Below are 19722 nucleotides of genomic sequence, written 5' to 3'. Positions count from 1 at the left end.
TCCCGCCATGAAGATCGTGATCTGGTCCTTGCTTGCTCTGCTCCTCATCATCTGCGCCATCGGCGGCTTGCTCAGCGCCGTGAATGGTCATGATGCCCCAAGCGTCATCCGTGGACTGGTTGTCAGCGCCCTGTTTTCCCGCGGGGCTTGGGGCAGTTGGAAGAGGGCATCTCGCCCCCGGGCCCCGCAGATTGCCCACATCGAAGAACCGCACCAGAGACTTTGGCGGCGACGATGACTGCACCCCCGCCGGCCTGAGCCACGCTGTCACCCGTCGACCAGAGCAAGTCTCGACGGCGAAAGCGCATGGGCGGCTCCTTGCTCGATGACCTCTTCGTCCCGAAGCAACTTGGGCGAGTGTTCGGTCTTGGGCTGGTGTGCCGCGTACCTGCGCTGACGGTCCACTGGCGTTCGCGTCCGTCCGTCGTTGTCCGCTGGCGTTGTCACGCAGTTAGACACTCACCTGAGGGTGGCTCTGTGCGCGTCGTTGCGGCGCGTGTGGGGAGGGCAGGATTGGGGCGGCGGTGAAGGCGACCGATCATGCCGGCCGGTGGCCGACGGCCAGCAAGTGGGAGCTCGCCGCCAGCAACTCGGGGTACGGCTCCGCCATGCGCGCTGCGGTCAGGGCCGACTCGAAGAGTGGGGAGTCTGTGAGGGGCTCGCCGGTGTGGCGTTCGGTGGCGGCCAAGAGGGACCATGCGGGGCCCTCGATGCCGTAGACCTGGGTGTCGGTGAAGTCGGCGGTGGCTACCTCGTCGAGGAGTTGGGCGCCGCTGTGGAAGTACGCCTTCGTGAACGCCTTCTTTCCGTCGTGGATCTGGGTGGCGAGGATGCCGGAGATGCTTTCGCGCAAGGGTTCCTTGTGGAGGTGGGCGAAGGCGGTGTGTTCGAAGAGGGAGGCATAGCGGTTGATGCCGGCCGCCGCGAGGAGGCCGCCCGGCTTGAGGACGCGGTGGGCCTCGGCGAGGGCTCGGTCGCGGTCGGTGCGGTCGGGGAGGTGGTAGAGGGGGCCCAGGAGGAGGACTACGTCGTATGAGGCGTCTTCGGCCGTGAGGTGACGGGCGTCGCCCAACTCGGCTGTTGCGCCGACCCGTTCGGCCTGGGGCAGGTGGCGGGGGATCGGGTCGACGACGTGGACGTCGTAGCCGTCCGCCACCAGCCATCGGGCGTGGACGCCGGGGCCGCCGCCCACGTCGAGGATCCGGGCGGGCGGGGGTGGCAGGTGGCGGCGCAGCAACTCCTGGGTGCGCACCAGTTCCAGGTGGCCGTCCGCCGTCGTGGACAGTCGGTCGGCCTCGTCGATCGTCTCGGCGTAGAACCTCACGATCTCCGGCGCTACCTCAGGGCTCGTCATACGGGCATTCTGGATGCGAACCGGTGGACCAGTCCAATGATCGGAAACGACAGCCATGCCGCAGCTGAAGTACGAGCAGATCGCCGAGGATCTACGCACTCGGATCGCCAACGGCGAGTTCGGTCCCGGCGATTTGCTTCCCTCCGGCCGCGATCTGGCCGAGCAGTGGGACGTGTCGAGAGCCACCGTCGTCAAGGCGTACGACGTCCTGCGCAACGACGGCCTGGTGACCGCTCGGCAGGGTGCCGGATTCGTCGTCGCCGAGACACCTGTCGCCCGGCCTGCGGGTGCCCGTCGCGCCGGTTCCACACGAGTGACGGGCGGCGCCCCATACCGGCGCATCGGTGTGCCCGACCGTACGGTGCCGCCGCCGCACGTGGCGGAAGCGTTGGAGTTGAAGGCGGGCGAGAAGGCACTGCGGAGAATCCGGCTCGTACTGCTCGACGACGGCTCCCCGCACTCGCTGGTAACGGCCTGGTTTCCGCCCGTCATCGCTGACGCGGCCCCGCGCCTGGCCATGAAGGGGCCCATCGCGGAGGGGACCACGCACTACGTGCGACGCGAGACGGGTCGTATCCCGGCGGAGGGGACGGACACGACGTCAGTTCGGCTGGCCGATGACGAAGAGGCCCGTCTACTGGAGGTGGAGCAGCCGGCAGCGGTGGCCGTGGTGCTGCACGTGGCCGTCGACCAGGATCATCGACCGCTCGTCTGCGAAGAGGGAGTGAGTGCCTCACATGTGTTCGAGCAAGTCGACAACTACCCCATGAGGTAGAGAAACTGACGTTTCGCTTGACTGGACCGGTCCACCGGTCCAGTCTTTTTTGTGTCGCACAGGACCGCTTTCGCGACGCAGTCACTCCACGCCCCAACAGTGGGCAAGGCAGACCCCGGCGACCGCCGTCACGGTCCCGGGGCATGGCCGATCTGACTAGGAGACCGACAATGCACCTTGTATCACGGGCACTCGTACGGGTGAGGACAGTGCTCTTCGGGCCGCCGCCTGAACCCAACCGCGCGGCCCACGAACCGGACGCGGCACCGGCTACCGCGCCAGGCCTACCCGCCCACCACCCCTCCCCCGAGATCTGGGCCGCCATCCTCGCCGGCGCCCGGCGCCGCAGAAGCCGATGTCCGTGGCCGCCTGCCGAACTCCCCGCCATCGCCGACGACGACATCGCCAGCACTCTCGTCGGCGCCTACCTCATCCTCCCCGAGGCGCGTCAACGGGCCCGGCAGGCGCGACAGTTCGCGGAGGTGAGCTGATGGCCGAAGGGCAGGTCGGGGCCGTCGCCCGGCGCGTCGAGCCCCCCATGCTCCGCGCCTACCGGCTGTGGTTCGAGCACACCCGCACGTGCGCCGACGGCTGCAAGGGCAGCCCCAGGGCCCAGGAGGGGTGCGAGGACGGACGGCGGCTGTGGGGCACGTACCGCCTCACGCGCATCAGGAGAGTCGGGGAGGCCACACCATGAGCTGGACCATCGTGCGCACACCCGGGCGGCCGGTACGCCGCACCGACGACGACCGGATCGCCGTACCGCTACGGCTGACCCGTACCGGCGGAGACCGCGGAGACCTGACCGACACCGACCTGACCCTCACCCTCGCCGAAGCCGAACACCTCCACGCAGCCCTCTGCCGCGCCCTCGACGGACAACCAGTACCCCCGGCCGCGCCGGACTGTCGTCAACCCGTTCAAGTCTCGCCCGGGGCCGCACACATCATCGGTCGCGCGTAACCGACACGGCCCCGTACCCGGCGGTTGTCCACCGGGCACGGGGCCGAACATGCCGCCCTATTGATCGTCAGCGGCGCTTCACATCACCCTTCCCACACGCCAGACCATCCCTGTTCCGGTCCAGCTTCAGCGGATCGTCCCTGCCGTTGACCTTCAGGCGCCCGTAGTCGTTCTCCCTCAGCCACTCGCACCGCGACGCCGTCGTCTTGCTGACCTCCTTCGGGAAGGTGGTCGGGACGCAGACGTTCGCCGTGCCGTAGTGGCGGTCGCAGCCGGAGATCGTGGGGCTGACCTTTTTCGACTTGGTCTTCTTCAGGGGGCCCGTGGTCTTGCCCTCAGGGGCGTCCGCGAAGTCGTGGACGTGGGCCGAGGGGGCGTCGCCGGAGGCCTGGGCCAGGGCGGTCGGGCCCTGGAGGTGGACCCACTCCGCCACCGACGGGACACCGTTGGCGTCGACCGCGAAGAGCATGTACCAGCCGGGCGGGGCCAGGTTGGGATTGCTCGTCACGTTCAGGTCGATGTTGTTGCCGTCGACGGAAAGGGGCAGGTCCACGAAGCGCTGGTTCGGGTCGGAGGAGTGGGTCACCGCCGCCGGACGGATCAGTTCCGCCTTGGCGATGGGCCGGTCCACGGTGATGCGCTGCGTGTCGCCGTAGACCCACTCCTTGTCGATCACCGACGTGATCTTCGGTCGCGGGCCCTTCAACAGGTACGGCGGGGTGTAGATCGACACGTCGTGGTTCCACGTGCCGTTGCCCGGGTTGTCGCCCGTGGTCATGACGCGGCCGTCGGGGAGGAGGAAGGCCGAGGAGTGGTAGCCGCGCTCCTCCGGGTCCGTCGCCACCGGGTCGAACGTGTTGGTCGCCGGGTCGTAGATCGATGTCTCGAACACCGGGTCGGCACGGTTGTGCAGCGCGCCACCCGTCTCCAGCACCTTGCCGTCGGGCAACAGCACCGCCGAGACGTACATCTTGCCCTGGTTACCCGTCTGGGCGACCTTCCCGTTGCCCAGATCCACCGTGCCCTGCGGTATCGGCGGGCCCGCGACGTACGCCGGGTTCGCGGCCTTCAGGTCGATGACGTCCGTCAGGCGGTTCGCCTCGGGGTTGGACTCGATGTTGCCGCCGCCGAGCGTGAGCACCTTCTGATCCTGGGCCGGGGGCAGCAGCACGCTCGCGGACTGGTCACGCTCGTCCTTCCGCTGCAGACCCGGGACCTGGGTGATCGTGTTGGCGCCGTAGTCGTAGATCGCCGAGCCCGTGCCGGGGATGTTGTTGCCGAAGACATGGCTGCCGGAGTAGAAGAGGCGGCCGTCCTGCATGAGGATCATCGACGGGTACAGGCCCCAGTACGACCAGGTCTGGTTGACCTTCCAGAGCTCCAGCCACTTCTGCTCGGCGTCCGACCACAGTTCGGCCGCCACCGAGCCGGTGGAGTCCTCGCGCAGACCGCCGAACGAGATGACGTCACCGTTGCCGAGGATCGTCGCCGACGGATACCAGTGGCCGTCGTTCATGTCGTTGGTCTTGCTGTAGGTCTCGGTGACCGGGTCGAAGATGTACGAGTCCTTGTAGCCCTCGTAGCCGTGCGAACCGTCCGCCGCCGGGTACGCCTTGTTGCCGCTCATGACGAGGACACGGCCGTCGTCCAGTTGCACGTGGCCCGCGCAGAACATGTCGTCCGGCGTCGGGATCTGCTTGTACGTGCCGTTCTTCGGGTCGTAGACCGCGGAGGTGAACGTGCCCGCCTCGAACATCTCCTCGCTGTTGCCGGAGCCGGCGATCAGCAGCACCTTGCCGTTGTTGAGGACGACGGAGTGCATGGAGCGGACGGGGTTCTGGGTGGGGAGCACGTCCCAGCGGCCGTTCTCGCACTCCTCAGCCGTGCCCGTGCAGTCGGGCTCGGGGACGGGGTCGGCGACCTGGTCCATCGTGTAGTCGTCGGTGGTGACCGAGCCGGTGCCGTAGACGGAGACACCCCAGGTGATCCGGTCGGTGCCGGCCGGTATTTCGGGGGTGCGGACCGTCGCCTCGGTCCAACTCGCCGCCATGTCCAGCGTCTTGAGGTCGGTCCAGTACTGCCAGCCCGCCGTGGTGTCGTGCCGGAAGAGGGTGACGGACGTGTCCGGTGTCGTCGACTTGTACCAGAGGGCCAGGTCGTACTGCTTGCCCACCGTGACGGAGGGCGCGCAGGCCGCCGACTCGGTGATCAGGGCCTTGCGGTCGCCGGAGACCCGGCGGGTCAGCTCGACCTTCATGGCCTTGGTGCCGGAGTGGGCGTCCGCCACCGTGGTGAAGGTGAAGTCGTTGTCGCCCCAGCCGGACTTCTCCCAGCAGTACGGCATCCCGTCCGTACCGGCGGTCTCGAAGCCGGGGTTCTGGATGAGGTTGGCGGCGGACGCGGACTGGGGCGAGATCAGCAGGAGGCCGGCGGCGAGTCCTCCGACCGCCAGCAGGGCTGTTCTCCGTCTGGGTCTGATACGGAACCGTCTGGGTCTGCTACGGAACCGCAAACGGCTCTTCAGGTGGTTCATCACACGGCTCTCCTTGCCGGCTCAGCCTGCATCATCTGCTCGCCGTGCTCCCCACGGCGAGACGTCTTTCGCGGCAGATAGACCAGCGCCTCGGTCCCCACGAAGCGCAGCACGAACGTCGTCACCAGGGCGAGCGCGGTCGCGGGCAGCGCCCCCATCTCGAACCGGCCGACGAACAGGGCGATCAGGGGGATACGAAGGACCAGGTCGGCGTTGGCGAGCAACGCGAACCGGCCGATGCGGTCCCAGCCCTTGCGGTGCCTGCGCCGCTCGCGGAAGAGCAGGTGCTCGATGAGGAAGAAGTTCCAGAGCACCCCGAGCTGGTTGGCGAGGATCTCGGCGGGGACGTAGTGCATGCCGGCCGAGGTCAGGGCGTACAGGCCCGCCAGGTTCGGCAGGAAGCCGGTGACGCCGATCAGCCCGAACACCATCATGCGGGCCAGCGGGGAGGCGGTGCGCAGGCCGACGAGGTGGCGCAGGAAGCGCAGGCCCTCCTGCGCGGTCGACTTGGACTCGCCGGCGTACCGGTCCTGGAAGACGAACGGCACCTCCGTGACCTGGCGCGGGCGGCTGCGCACGGCGAGTTCGAGGAGGATCTTGTAGCCGAGCGGCTGGAGGATGTCGGCGGTGACCGCGCTGCGGCGGATCGCGAAGAAGCCGCTCATCGGGTCACTGATGCCGTGCAGCCGGCGCGGGAAGAGGGACTTGGTGAGCCAGGTCGCGCCGCGCGAGACGGCGACGCGGTAGCTGCCCGCGAGTCCGGCCCGGCTGCCGCCCTTGATGTAGCGGGAAGCGACCACCAGACCCGCTGACGAACGCTCCCCGGTCGCCACCAACTCCGGTACCAGGGACGGCGGATGCTGGAGGTCGCCGTCCATGACGACGATCCAGTCGGACGTGGCCGCCTTGATGCCCTCGACGACCGCGCCGCCGAGTCCGCCGACCGGTTCGTCGCGGTGCAGCACGGTCACCGGGAACGGGCAGTCCTGCGCGGCCTCGTCGATCACCTCGGGGGTGTTGTCGGTGGAGTCGTCCACGAAGACGACCTCGCAGGGCAGCCGCCCGGGCACCGTCTCGGTGATCTGGTGCAGCAACTCCCGTACGTTGGCCGCCTCGTTGAAGGTCGGCACGACGATGGTGACGGCCCCGGGCTCGGGAACCTCGGCACCGCGCACGGCCGGGTCGCCCAGTTCCTCGGGGGCGGTGGACTCATAGCTTCCACTGCTCATCGGTCGCCTCCAGCGGCCTCGGTATCGCGGATCCGGTCGTCGCCGCCGGCCGCGTCGGTCTCGCGCGCTCGTGCGTCGCCGCCGGCGGCCTCGATCTTGCGGATCTCGATCCGGTCCTCGCCGGTGCCGAAGGTGGCGACCGGCGTCGAGTTCTCCATCGCGCCCTTGACGTTGGGCAGGTCGACGGCGTCGCGCCGTACCGTCGGGGAGGCGACCACGTAGTCGAGGTCGCGCCAGCCGCGCGGCATCGTCTTCGTCACCGCGGGGTCGAGGTCGGCCTTGTAGAACCAGATGACGCCGAGGCCGGGCTTGTAGCCCTCGTGGACGAGGTCGAGCCAGAGCGCGTCGTCGACGAGGACCCGGGTGTCGCCGGGGTCCTCGACCTCGGAGCCGAGCCACTGGGCGGCCTGCCGGTAGGGCGCGTTGGCGTCGAACGTCATCGCGGTGTGGTTGCCGTCGTACCAGCGGGGGACGACGTACACCGCCGCGGCCGCGGCCAGGGCGACGGCGACCACATGCCGCCCCCAGGTCAGGGCCCGCCTCTCGGTCGCGCTCCGCCACCTGCGCAGGACGCCGTGCGTGACGCTCGCCGTGCCGCCCGCGAGGACGAGGGCGAGGAAGGGCAGGGCCTGGAGGACGTACATCGCGGGCAGATAGCCGGGACGCAGGGCCATTCCGGCGAGGATCGCGACGGCGAGCGCGGGTCCGGCGAGTGCCCGCGCGGTCACCGACCAGCGCCAGGTGACCAGGAGCAGCAGCGCTCCGGCGAGGCCGCCGAGGGGCAGGACGCGGTCGTAGTAGAGCCAGGACTGCAGGACGCCGTACGAACCGGTGCCCTCGGTGAGGATGAAGCCGGAGCCGGGGCGGCTCATCTGGTAGACGATGCCGTCCCACAGCGACACATGGCCGGCGCCGGGCAGCAACTCGCCCTTGAGCAGGGCGAACAGCGGGTACGAGACGCCGATCAGGGTGCAGGCGGTGACGGCGCCGGTGAGGGCGAACTTCCGGGTGTCCCGGTGGCTGTGCCGCCACATGGTGAGCATCACGGCGGGCAGGACGAGGAGCATCGTCTCCTTGGTGAGCACGGCCGCCGCGGCGGCCAGCCCCGCCGCGAAGTGGTGCCAGAGGTGACGGCTCGGTGAGGCGGCGAGGCAGAACGCGAGCAGCGTCCACATCACCGCGATGTTGTCGAGGAAGATCTCCCGCTGGAGCACCACCGACAGTGGGGAGAGCCCGAAGAGGGCCATGCCGAGGCCGGCGGCCCAGCGGGGCAGCGAGAGGCGGCGGCCGAGGACGTAGACCAGGACGGCGCTGATGGCGCTGATCAGCAGCATCACCGCGCGCATCGAGCCGACGGTCATCGACTCGGGGGCGAGCTGGGCGGGGATCCAGGTCAGTACGGCTATCTGGATCCAGCCGAGGGGCGGGTGGTCGTACCAGTAGGTGTAGTGGGCGAGCCCTCTGCCCTCCTGCACGGCCCAGGCCTGCGCGAGGTAGGTGCCCTCGTCGTCGCTGAGGGTCGGGTAGTCGGCGATGTTCCACCCCTGCACGATCATGATCGCGACGAGGAGGAGACCGCAGAGGACCAGGTCGGAGCGTGAGTCGCGCAGGCGCTTCGGTGAAGGCGTCGGGGAAGCGGAGGCGATCGTTCGACTGGTCGAACCGGCTGCGGGCGCAGCTGTCCGCTGCGCGGGGACCTTGACTTCCGTCTTGGTCGCCGCGGGAAGTGTGGAGGTCACGCAGGAACGTCCTCTCGGGTCACGTTCGCGAGATGTGCGCCGACGTGGCTGGTCAACTCCCAGTCGTTGCGGCCGCGTTGCTCACGCCACACCGCGCGTACGGCGGCGAAGGCGAGGAGCACCTGGTAGAAGGGGCCGCCCACGACGAGTTTGACGTAGTGGACGAACCGGACGCGCAGGCCGTACTGCTTGCCGAAGTCGTGCAGTCCGACGACCTCGAACACGAAGGTGACGAGGGCGGTGACGGCCGGCAGGAAGGTGATGAAGGCGACGCCCACGGGGACGTCGAGGAAGAGTGCGACGGCCACGTTGAGCGGGATGATCACGCCGGAGACGGCCTGGAGATACGGCGTCATCAGCGTGTAGCGGGCCAGCAACCGCTGCCGGAAGCCGGGCAGTTGCTTCCAGTCCTTCTTCCGGTAGACCTGGAGGAAGCCCTGGTTCCAGCGGGTGCGCTGCTTCATCAGCGACATCAGGCTGCCGGGGGTCTCCTCCCGGGTCACCATGTCGGAGTCGTAGGCGACGACGACCTTCTTGCCGACGCTCGACAGCCGGACGCCCAGGTCGCAGTCCTCGGCGAGGCAGTTGGGGTCCCAGCCGTCCGCCTCGCGCAGCACGTCGGTGCGGACGAAGACGGTGTTGCCGCCGAGCGGGATGAACCCTTTCTGCGCGTGCAGATGCAGCCGGGACCGGAACCAGAAGAAGTACTCCAGGCAGTTGCGCAGGCTGTACCAGCTGGAGTTGTAGTTGATGAGCTGCACACCACCCTGCACCACGTCCGCGCCCGTGGTGCGGAAGGCGTGGTCGACGTGGGACAGCAGCTCGGGATGGACCTGGTCCTCTGCGTCGAAGACCCCGACGACGTCCCCGCGGCAGTGCGGGAGCGCCGTGTTCATGGCCTTGGGCTTGTTCTTCTTCTCGTGGTGGTCGACCACCACGCGGACGCGCGGGTCGCGCTCCTCGGCGGCCCGGGCCACCGCGGTGGTCTCCGGGTCGTCGTGCCCGACGATCACGATGATCTCGTAGTCGTCGTGGCTCGATTCGAGCAGTCGTTGGATGGTGTGGTCCAGCACGGCCTGTTCATGGCGTGCGGGCAGCAGCAGCGAGAACGACACATGCTCGTCGCCGTCCGGTCTGCTGAACCGGGTGGAGGCCAGCACTTCGGGCGTGCGCCAGGCGTGCATCTGCCACCACAGGGTGAAAGCCGCCATCCAGAACAAAACCAGCGAAACGACAGCTATGAAGACAGACGTCAGCAAGATAGATCCCCCCGGATCCCCAATACCCCCTGTCGCGACGGGCGATGACGCCCGTCGCGTGACTGTGGAGAGACTAAGGGGAAACTGTGAACTTGGGGGACCCTTCCGATAAAAACCGTGTTTCCGTTCGGTAGAACGTGTAATCGGACGTGTCCGAACACAGTCCCGTTTCCAGGCAGTTGTTCGATCATGTCCCGGTCTCGAACCGACGAGTTTCAGCCGGTCGACGCCGCTCCGAGGACCGTACGCAACCGGTCGACATCGGTCGTGGGAGCGTCACATGTGAAGTTACGGCAGACGTACGCGGTCGGTTCACCGCCGACGAGCGGACGGTCGGCCAGCAACGGCAGCTCGCCACTGTCCGTGGTCCCTACGGCCACCACCGCACCCGGCGCGGTGCCCAGCAACGCCGCCCGGTGCAGCTCCTTCGTCCCCGGATGCCCCTCCGGTCCGACGACCGCCACCTCACGCGGCCCGTCGAGCAACGCCTCCGCCGTGGCCAGCCCCCACCCGATGAACCGGGGCGCACGCGGGCCCAAGGCCTTCACCACACCCAACGCCCGCTCGGCGGCGGCCCGATGGGGCTCGGACCCGGTGTGCGCGGCATAGCTCAGCAGCGCTCCCGCGGCCGCGCTCCACCCGGACGGCACGGCGTTGTCGGTCGGGTCCTGCGGCCGCCGGATCAGCTTCTCCGCGTCGACGGCGGTGTCGTACAGCGCCCCCGACTCCTCGTCGACGAACCGCGCGAGCACATGGTCGAGCAGGAACCCCGCGAACTCCAGCCACACCCCCTCCCCCGTGACCGACGCCAGTGCCAGGAACCCCTCCGCGACATCCGCGTAGTCCTCCAGCACGCCGGCATTGGCCCCGGCCCGCCCGCCCTTGCTGGTCCGCGCGAGCCGCGCCTTCTCGTCCAGGTGCAGTCGTACGAGGAGGTCTGCGGCGGCGATCGCGGCGTCGACCAGGTCGGGGCGGTCGAAGTAGGCGCCGGTCTCGGCGAGCGCCGCGACGGCGAGCCCGTTCCAGGCGGCGACCACCTTGTCGTCCCGGCCGGGCGCCGGGCGGCGCGAACGCGCCCCATGCAGCCGGTTCCTGACCGACTCGATCCTTTCGGCGTCGAACACGCCCTCGTGCTGCGGTAGTTGAAGAACGGACGCCCCCTCCTCGAAGGTCCCCTCCTCCGTGACCCCGAAGTAGTGCGCGGCGAGCCGGGCGTCCTCCTCCCCGAGCACCTCGGTCAGCTGCTCGGGCGTCCAGACGTAGTACGCCCCCTCGACGTGCCTCCCGGTCCCGTCGTCGCTGTCGGCGTCCAGCGCGGAGGCGAACCCGCCCTCGTCCGTCCGGAGTTCACGGACCATGAAGTCGGCGGTCTCCAGGGCCACGCGCCGGGCGAGCTCGGAGCCGGTGGCCCGCCAGAGGTGGGCGTAGACACGGCAGAGCAGGGCGTTGTCGTACAGCATCTTCTCGAAGTGGGGCACCACCCACTCACGGTCGACGGAGTACCGGGCGAAGCCGCCGCCGAGCTGGTCGTAGATGCCACCGCGGGCCATACGCTCGCACGTGTCCCGCGCCATCTGCAGCGCACCCTCGGAGCCGGTGCGCGCCGCGTGCCGCAGCAGGAACTCGATGACCATCGACGGCGGGAACTTGGGCGCCCTGCCGAACCCGCCGCGCGCCGCGTCGTACTCCCGGGTGAGCCCCAGCAGCGCCTGCGCGAGCTCGTCCTCCCCGGGCACGTCGACCGCCGCGAACTTCAACTCCCGCCCGGCCAGGTCCCGCACGATCTTCCCGGCGACCTCGGCGACCTCGTCCCGCCGGTCGGCCCAGGCGGCCCGCACGCCCTCCAGCACCTGCCGGAAGGACGGCATCCCGTGCCGGGGCTCCGGCGGGAAATACGTCCCGAAGTAGAACGGCTCCTTCTCCGGCGTCAGAAACACGGTCATGGGCCAGCCGCCCTGCCCGGTCGCCGCCTGCACCGCCTCCATGTAGACGGCGTCGACGTCGGGGCGTTCCTCGCGGTCGACCTTGATGTTGACGAAGTGGGCGTTCATGAAGGCGGCGACCGCTTCGTCCTCGAAGCTCTCCCGAGCTAGGACATGGCACCAATGGCAGCTTGAATAACCGACGCTCAGGTGTACGGGAACACGTCGCCGGCGTGCCTCCGTGAAGGCCTCTTCCGACCAGGGCCACCAGTCGACGGGGTTGTCGGCGTGCTGGAGGAGGTACGGGGACGTCTCATGGGCCAGTCGGTTCGGCATGACTCCATCGTGCCTGACTGTCGTCGCCGGACCGCATGACGGCCTGTCGCTCCAACGTTCCCTCCTGCCGTGCCACCCGATCTGCTCAACGCCACACGGGCTCCAGTCGCGAGTAGTCCCAGGAGTGATCGCCTTTCACACCGGGCCGGACCATGAAGTGGGTGATGGCCGATCCGATGAGCTCCCGCTTCTCCTCCACCCCCATCTGGCCGGACTCCCAGCGTCGACACGCGGCTTCGGGTACTCCTCGCCCGTACGCCTCAGTGAGGATCGACCGTTCGATGATCTTGTCGGCCAGCGGCCCACTGATGCTGCATCGTCCGCAGCAGCGGCAGGAGTAGACGTAGGGACTCTTCTTGCTCTTCCCTTTCTGAGCGCACAGCGGGCCACGGCACACTGGGCCATCGGGACGCTGCGCCCCGCAGCGCAGAAAGCCAGAGCCAAGATGACGTGGGGCAGTCCTGCTTCCTGCGACTCTCGGAGCACCGCTGCCCCTGTGCAAATACAGACTGCCCGGCGAAAACGTCGCGCACACCGCCTGCCACTGGCCCGGCGTCACGATGGGTTCCCACTGCCCCAGTACCGGCCGCCGTGTCTCCGGGACCAGCAGCAGCTGCCCGTTGTTGGCGCGGTAACCGCACACCCTGGGCGTAGTGATGATCTGTGTGACCGCCTGGCCATTGGGCTTTCCGCCGCGCGTTCCGGTAACCCCGAGGTCACACCAGTCTCGCGCAATGGCCCGAACTGCCTTCCCTCCGATTCGGTCACTGATCGCCTGTCGGACGAGATGCGCCTCGTCGGGGTGCAGCGTGATCCTGTCGTCTCGCCAGCCAAAGGGGCGCGGCCCGCTGTGTGGCACGCCCTCGACGGCGCGAGCCCAGTGCCAGTTCGACAGGCGTCGGCTTCTGACTCGCGTTTCCGTGACCGACGCGTCCAGGGAGCGCACGGCTTGCAGCAACCCTTCCTGTGAGTACGGATCTCGGACTCCCTGCGGATCGACGTAAACGCGTCCCGGTCGGCTGGTCAGCGCGGCAAAGAAGCGGGCAAGATCTTCCGCGCGGCGATACAGCCGGTCGTCGGCGACGCACACCACCCCTTCGATCGACTGCCCCGTCTCGGTTTGCCCGCGCGCCAGGTCCGCGATCAATCCGTCGAATCCAGGCCTCACCACTCCCGTCCTGGACGCGCTGCGACCGTTGTCGCTGTACGTCGCAATGATCTCGCAGCCGTGATCAAGAGCTGTTCGCTCGTTGACTCGCAGCTGATGACGGACTCCATGTCCGTCGCGTTGCCGGACGTCCTCTGACGTACGCGCGTAGGACACGACCCGGATCAGTCCGGTCGGCTCATGTACGGCAAAGCCGTGCACAGCGCCCCCTTTTCGGAAATCAGCTCGATACCCAAAGAAACGAGCGAGAGATCCAGAGGTCACCGAACCGGATCAGCTCGTGGACCCATCGCGGAAGTTCAGCCGACCCGCCAGGCACATGGTGATCGCCGTACCTCCGATGCACGGTCACGCGGTGATCCCGTGAGGGCCGCGCGCCGGAAGTGTTCCGTGCGGCCACAGAACGCCCGTGCGCCCGCGCATGCGCTCCCCGGCTGATCCACGCCCTCTCGCTAACGCGCCCCGATCGCTCCACACTGGCCAAAGGCAGCCGTTTCGGCGATAGGGGGACGTGTGATGCGGGACAGCCACCGGGGGGAGGCCGAACGGCTGTTGGTCCGGGCGGTCGAGGAGGAGGTCCGCAGGTCGGGCGGCCGTACCGACGGGGTAGTCCTGCTGGGCCGGGCCCGCTCCGCACTGGACACGATGGCGCAGAACGCCGCGGAGGAGTACGAGGCGTACACCCGCGCACTGGACGAATCGGAGGTCGGCCGCCTCACCTTCGGCCAGCGCTACGCGAAGGAAGGCTCCGGAACTCCCCTGCTGGTCGCGGCCGTAGCCGCCGGCACGGCGGTCGTGGCCGACCTCTCCTTCGGCGTGGGCGCCGGCACCGCCGTGAGCACCGGCCTGATCGTCGGCATCGCGAGCGCCGTGGCCACGGTCCTGAAGGTGACCGCTTCCCATCTTCCCGCGAATCACCACCGCGCGGGCGCCCTGGGCCAGCCCGGCGGCCCCGAACAGCTGCGGCTGCAGTGGCTGACGGCGCTGGAGGTGCGTGGGATAAGGCCGTTCCTGGACCAGCAGCGCGTCCTCGCCGCGTCCACGCCGAAGAAGAAGGCGCCCCAACTGCGCGGCGCGGACAAGAGCGCGGCGGCCCGGCGGCGCAACGTACTGGAGCAGTCGTTCGCCCAACTCCCGGAGTCCGACGACCGGTTCGCGGGCCGGCGGGCGGAGATGGGGAAGCTCCGCCAGTGGGTGCAGGCGGCCCGCGCCGAGACCGAGACCCGGCCCACGGTCGTCGTGCTGCACGGCGCGCCCGGCTCCGGCCGTACCGCCCTCGCCGTCCGCGCGACCCACGAGCTGCGGGACTACTTCCGGGGCGCCTGCGTGGTCGACCTGCGCGCGGACAGCCCGGAGGAGACCCCGCTGTCCACCCGGGACGCGCTGATGCATCTGCTGAATCGTCTCGGCGCCCCCCGCGACCAGCTTCTCTTCCGTGAACGCACCTCCCAGGACCAGCAGGTCAAACGGCTGAGTGAGCTGTACCACCAGCATCTGACGGCCCTGCCGGTGACGATCGTGCTGGACGACGCCTCCGACCCCGAGCAGGTCCGCGCCCTCGTCCCGGAACGCTCCGACAGCCTCGTCCTGGTCACCGCCCGCACCCCGCTCGCTTTGCCCGCCGACCTCCCCGCCTGGGTCCACGAGCTCCCCGTCGAGGCCCTCGACGGCGACGGCACGCACGAACTGCTGAGCACGGCGGCACAGGACGGCTCGGTGCTGTCGGAGGGGGCGTCGTCCACGCGAGCGCCGGCGGGGGCATCGGCGGGCGCATCCGCCGGGGGGCCGGCGGGCGCTTCCCCGGGGACGTCGTCGTCCGCCGCCCCCGACACCGCATCCGTCGCCCGGATCCGGCACCTGTGCGGCGGCCTCCCCCTCGCCCTGCGCATCGCCGGTTCGTCCCTGGGCCCGCGTACGCCCGGCCAACTGGCCACGGACCTGGGCGCGTACGGCCCGGTCGAACCGGTCGAACGGGCCCTCTGGCTCCGCTACACCGACCAGTCGGAACCCTCGCGCCGGCTGCTGCGCCGTCTGGCGCTGGCGGGCCGCGCGTCCCTGGGCGCGGCGGCGGCCGCCTCCTTGCTGGCCACCGACGAGACGGAGGCGACCCGCCACCTCACCGCGCTCGCCCGCGCGGGCCTGGTCGACCACGTCCACGGCAACCGCTACCGCCTGCACGACCTGGTCCGCGCCTTCGCCCACGCCCGTCTCCTGGACGAGGAGGAGCCGAGCGAGCGCACATCCGCGCAGGAACGCCTGATCGTCACCTACGCGGACCTCGCCGACTCCGTCCTGCGCCTGGTCGACGGCAACATGTCGACCCGCTCGGACCGCTTCGGCCAGCACGGCTTCGTCTCCCTGGACGAGGCGCTGCGCTGGCTGGACGACGAGACGAGCTTCATCACCTCCACGCTCCGGCACGCGGAGGGCGTGAACCAGGCGGCGGTCCTCAGCCTCCTCGGCGCCCTGTGCGACTACTGCCTGCTGCGCGGCGATCTCTACCGCCTCGGTGAGCTGAGCGAGCTGGCCCAGTCGGTGGACCAGGGCCTGCTGACCCGCTCGGTCCAGTGGCGTACGGGTATCGCGGCCCGTCAGCTGGGTGAGCTGGACAAGGCCCGTACGACGCTCGCCTCGGTCGTCGACCTCTACATGGAGACGAACCACGACGCGGGCGCCGCCCGTGCCCTGTGCTCCCTGGGCATCACCCTCCACCACCAGGGCAACCTGACCGAGGCGGCGGCGAAGCTCCTGGAGGCCCTGCAGCTCCAGGCGGGCCCCCAGCTGGCGGCGGACCGCGCCTGGACGATGCACGCCCTGGCTGCGGTGGAACGCGACCGCGCCCACCTCGCCGACGCCATGGACCTCCTCACCCGGGCCCTGGTCATCCACCGCCAGCAGGAGTCCCTGCACGGCGAGGGCTGGGCCTACTTCCAGCTGGGCCAACTGCTGCTGCGCATGGGCGAGGTGCCGCGGGCGGAGAGCGAACTGCGCACCGCCCTGGACCTGTTCGGCCGCACCCGTGACGCCCGGGGCCAGGCCTGGTCGATGACCCAGCTGGCCCGCGCCCGCCTCGTCGCCGGCGACCCCTCCGCCGCCGTCGACGGCCTCCGCCAGGCCCTCTCCCGCCACCGCGACAACGAGGACGCCCGGGGCGAGGCCTGGTCCGGCTACTACCTGGGCCAGGCCCTGGAGGAGACCGGCAACCTCGACCAGGCGGTCCGCGAACTGGAACGCTCCCGCACGATGTTCTCCCGCATGCGCGACGTCTACGGCCTGGCCTGCGCGAGGCATCATTCGGCCCGCGTGACCCGCGACCAACGAGCCGTCCAGACCGGCTCGTTGCGCAACTCCGGCTTCGCCCGCCAACTCCTCGTCGACGCCCGCGCCGACTTCCAGCGGATCGGCGTCGCCCACGGCGAGGCCTGGACCTGCCTGGAACTGGCGGTCGTGGACGCGGGCAACACCCGCACTCCCCAGGCCCTGGCCCTCTGCGAGGAGGCGACCCGTCTCTTCACCTCCTACGGCGACCGCCGCGGCGAGGACTGGGCCCGCTTCCTGAAGTGCACGCTGCTGCCGTACGCGGCCCCCGGCGGTGTGGAGATCGGCACCGCCGTGGCCCAGGAGGACCTGGCCCACCTCTCCCGCACCGACCACCCCCTGCGCGACGAGAAACTCACCGAGTACATCGAGGCGTACGAGCTGCTGCTGGAGCGAGGCGTGAACCTGGAGAGCGGCTGGCGGGCCTGGACCCTCGGCATGGTCCCGAACCGGCATGCCCGGGAGGTGATGGGGGTCCCGGTGTCGGGCGGGCAGGGGTGAGCCGAGGGCTCGGCGGCAGGCCCCCACGGCGACGCGCCGTGACTCGGTGACAGACGCACCGTGACTCCGTGACACCTGAGCGGTGTCACGGAGTCACGCCGTCGAGCCGTGGCCTCGGCGCTCAGCCCTTGGCCGGTGTCGCCTTGCCGCGCGCATCCGTCGTCGTCTCCTCGACGGAGGCGTCCGCGTCCGGCGACTCCTTGAAGTCGACCTTGCCCATGTGCTTGTTCATGGACTTCATCAGGCCCCAGACGGCCAGGGCCATCACCGCGAAGACGATGAAACCGAGGACGCCGGGGGTGACCTTGTCCTTGTCCAGCTCCTTGGCGAGGGGGACGAGGTGTGTGACTGCCAGGCTTACGCTCATGTCTGGCATTGTCCCCCAGGGCTAGCGGATGCCCGCAAAGAGGTCGTCCTCGGGGAGCGAGGTGTCCACGAGGGACTTCGCGAGCTCGTACTCCTCGGTGGGCCAGACCTCCTTCTGGATCTCCATCGGAACCCGGAACCAGCCGCCGTCGGGGTCGATCTGCGTGGCGTGGGCGATGAGAGCCTTGTCACGGATCTCGTAGAAGTCCGCGCAGGGGACGTGCGTGGTGAGAGTGCGGTTCTTGTGCTCGGACTCGTCCCAGCGCTTGAGCCAGTCGCCGTACGGGGACTCCAGGCCGCGCTCCAGCAGGGCGTGGTGCAGCGCCTCGGTGCGGGGGCGGTTGAAGCCCTGGTTGTAGTACAGCTTCTGCGGCTGGTACGCCGGGCCGTACTCGGCCTCGGGGTACTTCTCGGTGTCCGTCGCGCCGTCGAACGCCACCATCGAGATCTTGTGGGTCATGATGTGGTCGGGGTGCGGGTATCCGCCGTTCTCGTCGTAGGTGGTGATCACCTGGGGACGGAACGCGCGGATCTTCCTGACCAGCTCGCCGGCCGCCTTGTCGACGTCCTCCAGGGCGAAGCAGCCGTCGGGAAGGGGCGGGAGGGGGTCGCCCTCCGGGAGGCCGGAGTCGACGAAGCCGAGCCACTCCTGCCCGACGCCGAGGATCTCGCGGGCCTCGTCCATCTCCTTCTTGCGTACCTCGTGAATGTGCTCCTCGATGTACTTGTCGCCCTGCAGTTTCGGATTGAGGATGGAGCCGCGCTCCCCGCCCGTGCAGGTCACGACCAGCACGTCCACCCCCTCGGACACATACTTCGCCATGGTGGCCGCACCCTTGCTCGACTCGTCGTCGGGGTGCGCGTGCACGGCCATCAGTCGCAGCTGGTCAGTCAAGACTCATTCCCTCGTAACTCGGTGCCCGGCCTGAACTTCGGTGACTCGGCCCGGCGCGATCCGGTGAGTCCATACTGCCGTCCCGCTCGGACACCCGTATGGGGCGGCCGTCAGGCGCTGGGCGCGGGGCTTCTATAGTGACGGCATCGGGGGGCGGGATATTCCCGGTCCGATGCGTGGACGCCCCTGCCGGGAGCGCGCTCCCGGCCCCTTTCCGAGGAGACGACATGAGCACGGCGAGCACGCGGCTTCCCGAGGGCCGGTACGGCCGCTCCGCGGACGAGCGTGCCGACCGCAAGCTCAAGGTCATCGGCAGCGTCCTCGGCGCGGCCCTCCTGGTCCTCATCGGCTGGTTCGCCTACCACTACGTCGCCGGCAACAGGATCAGCGTCGAGATCTACACCTTCGATACGTCGGCGCGTTCGGTGAAGGTGCACCTCAGGGGCGACAAGGACGCCGGGGTCAAGGGCTACTGCACCGTGCGCTCCCAGTCCGAGGACGGTGCCGAGGTCGGCCGCGCCGACTTCCGCTTCGCCGCCGACACCACGGACATCGACGACGTCGTCACCCTGAGGACGACCGCGCGCGGCACCACGGCCGAGCTGCTCGGCTGCCACGTCGGCTGAACCCCGGCCCCCGGCCCCCGGACGTAGACGTCGACCGACCCGTGACGTAGACGTCGACCGGCCCCGAGCTCTGCCGAATCGACGCCCTGACCTGCGTCGACGTAATGCTTGTGGTTTATGTCCTCCCCCTTCCGCCACTGAATTGTTAGGCTCGTGGTTTCGCCCACTCGTGAAGGAACATTCTTCTGGGTAGGGCGATGCTTTGTATTCCCAGTACCTACGAGGAGCACCTGTGACCCAGACCAGCGAGAACGTCACCTGGCTGACCCAGGAGGCGTACAACCAGCTCAGGGCCGAGCTGGAGTACCTGTCTGGTCCTGCGCGCACGGAGATCGCCGCCAAGATCGCGGCCGCGCGCGAGGAGGGCGACCTGCGCGAGAACGGCGGGTACCACGCGGCCAAGGAAGAGCAGGGCAAGCAGGAGCTCCGTGTGCGCCAGCTGACCCAGCTCCTGGAGAACGCCAAGGTCGGCGAGGCGCCGGCGTCGGCGGACGGCGCGGTGGCGCCCGGCATGGTCGTGACGATCGCCTTCGACGGCGACGAGGACGACACGGTCACCTTCCTGCTCGCCTCTCGTGAGTACGCCAGCTCGGACATCGAGACCTACTCGCCGCAGTCCCCGCTCGGCTCGGGCGTGATCGGCAAGAAGGTCGGCCAGGACGCGCAGTACGAGCTGCCGAACGGCAAGTTCGCCTCGGTGAAGATCCTCAAGGCCGTGCCCTACCAGAGCTGACCGCT

Annotated in this window: 16 protein-coding genes; 7 read left to right on the top strand and 9 right to left on the bottom strand. The window is 69.3% G+C overall.

The annotated features are described in order from the left end of the window. Positions 1–538: 538 nt before the first annotated feature. Positions 539–1354, bottom strand: coding sequence for a class I SAM-dependent methyltransferase (locus OG202_RS31350; protein ID WP_327728021.1), 816 nt, complete (start codon positions 1352–1354; stop codon positions 539–541). A 55-nt stretch (positions 1355–1409) separates the two neighbouring features. On the opposite strand from OG202_RS31350, the gene OG202_RS31345 reads away from it, so the two are divergent. From OG202_RS31345 to OG202_RS31330, 4 genes are all read left to right on the top strand, one after another. After that, positions 1410–2129, top strand: coding sequence for a GntR family transcriptional regulator (locus OG202_RS31345; protein WP_328223937.1), 720 nt, complete (start codon positions 1410–1412; stop codon positions 2127–2129). Between the two features lie 170 nt (positions 2130–2299). After that, positions 2300–2620: a hypothetical protein gene (locus OG202_RS31340; RefSeq protein ID WP_327728023.1), complete on the top strand. Its 321-nt coding sequence runs from the start codon at positions 2300–2302 to the stop codon at positions 2618–2620. Continuing rightward, complete coding sequence (locus OG202_RS31335; protein ID WP_328223936.1) at positions 2620–2826, top strand: hypothetical protein; 207 nt, start codon at positions 2620–2622, stop codon at positions 2824–2826. Before OG202_RS31340 ends, OG202_RS31335 begins: the two co-directional genes overlap by 1 nt. Further along, the gene (locus tag OG202_RS31330) at positions 2823–3092 is read left to right on the top strand and encodes a hypothetical protein (protein ID WP_326578128.1); all 270 of its coding nucleotides are present in this window, start codon (positions 2823–2825) and stop codon (positions 3090–3092) included. The genes OG202_RS31335 and OG202_RS31330 overlap by 4 nt, the downstream gene beginning before the upstream one ends. A 67-nt stretch (positions 3093–3159) precedes the next feature. On the opposite strand, the gene OG202_RS31325 is transcribed toward OG202_RS31330, so the two are convergent. The 6 genes from OG202_RS31325 to OG202_RS31300 all read right to left on the bottom strand — a co-directional run bounded on the left by OG202_RS31325 (position 3160) and on the right by OG202_RS31300 (position 13479). After that, a complete protein-coding gene (locus tag OG202_RS31325; RefSeq protein WP_326578130.1) occupies positions 3160–5625 on the bottom strand; it encodes a galactose oxidase-like domain-containing protein in 2466 nt (821 codons plus the stop codon). Then, entirely contained in the window at positions 5625–6854 is a 1230-nt protein-coding gene (locus OG202_RS31320) for a glycosyltransferase family 2 protein (protein WP_326578132.1), read from the bottom strand. The genes OG202_RS31325 and OG202_RS31320 overlap by 1 nt, the downstream gene beginning before the upstream one ends. Then, the gene (locus tag OG202_RS31315; protein WP_327728026.1) at positions 6851–8593 is read right to left on the bottom strand and encodes an ArnT family glycosyltransferase; all 1743 of its coding nucleotides are present in this window, start codon (positions 8591–8593) and stop codon (positions 6851–6853) included. Before OG202_RS31315 ends, OG202_RS31320 begins: the two co-directional genes overlap by 4 nt. Next, entirely contained in the window at positions 8590–9852 is a 1263-nt protein-coding gene (locus tag OG202_RS31310) for a glycosyltransferase (protein ID WP_326578136.1), read from the bottom strand. The genes OG202_RS31315 and OG202_RS31310 overlap by 4 nt, the downstream gene beginning before the upstream one ends. Before the next feature lie 215 nt (positions 9853–10067). Beyond that, positions 10068–12110, bottom strand: a complete 2043-nt coding sequence (locus OG202_RS31305; RefSeq protein ID WP_328223935.1) for a thioredoxin domain-containing protein — start codon at positions 12108–12110, stop codon at positions 10068–10070. 85 nt (positions 12111–12195) lie between these two features. Next, on the bottom strand, positions 12196–13479 hold the full coding sequence (locus OG202_RS31300; RefSeq protein WP_328223934.1) for a recombinase family protein: 1284 nt from the start codon (positions 13477–13479) through the stop codon (positions 12196–12198). Between the two features lie 315 nt (positions 13480–13794). Here OG202_RS31300 and OG202_RS31295 point away from each other — a divergent pair, with 315 nt between their 5' ends. Beyond that, positions 13795–17097 carry a tetratricopeptide repeat protein gene (locus tag OG202_RS31295; RefSeq protein WP_328223933.1) on the top strand — a complete coding sequence of 1101 codons (3303 nt, stop codon included), beginning with the start codon at positions 13795–13797 and terminating at the stop codon, positions 17095–17097. A gap of 121 nt (positions 17098–17218) precedes the next feature. Here the strand turns inward: OG202_RS31295 and OG202_RS31290 are convergent, their stop codons facing one another. Beyond that, positions 17219–17464, bottom strand: coding sequence for a hypothetical protein (locus OG202_RS31290; RefSeq protein WP_326578145.1), 246 nt, complete (start codon positions 17462–17464; stop codon positions 17219–17221). Positions 17465–17485: 21 nt separating this feature from the next. Next, positions 17486–18337: a mycothiol conjugate amidase Mca gene (gene mca / locus OG202_RS31285; protein WP_326585642.1), complete on the bottom strand. Its 852-nt coding sequence runs from the start codon at positions 18335–18337 to the stop codon at positions 17486–17488. Between the two features lie 248 nt (positions 18338–18585). On the opposite strand from mca, the gene OG202_RS31280 reads away from it, so the two are divergent. Together OG202_RS31280 and greA are read left to right on the top strand one after the other, a co-directional pair. Next, positions 18586–18984, top strand: coding sequence for a DUF4307 domain-containing protein (locus tag OG202_RS31280; RefSeq protein WP_327728030.1), 399 nt, complete (start codon positions 18586–18588; stop codon positions 18982–18984). Positions 18985–19216: 232 nt separating this feature from the next. Next, positions 19217–19717 carry a transcription elongation factor GreA gene (gene greA / locus OG202_RS31275; protein ID WP_033528003.1) on the top strand — a complete coding sequence of 167 codons (501 nt, stop codon included), beginning with the start codon at positions 19217–19219 and terminating at the stop codon, positions 19715–19717. The last annotated feature ends 5 nt before the right edge of the window (positions 19718–19722 follow it).

Origin of the sequence: Streptomyces sp. NBC_00310, from assembly GCF_036208085.1 — a bacterium.
GTDB lineage: Bacteria > Actinomycetota > Actinomycetes > Streptomycetales > Streptomycetaceae > Streptomyces.
The sequence above is the reverse complement of the archived record's forward strand: the minus strand, read 5'-3'. Positions and strand labels throughout refer to the sequence as shown.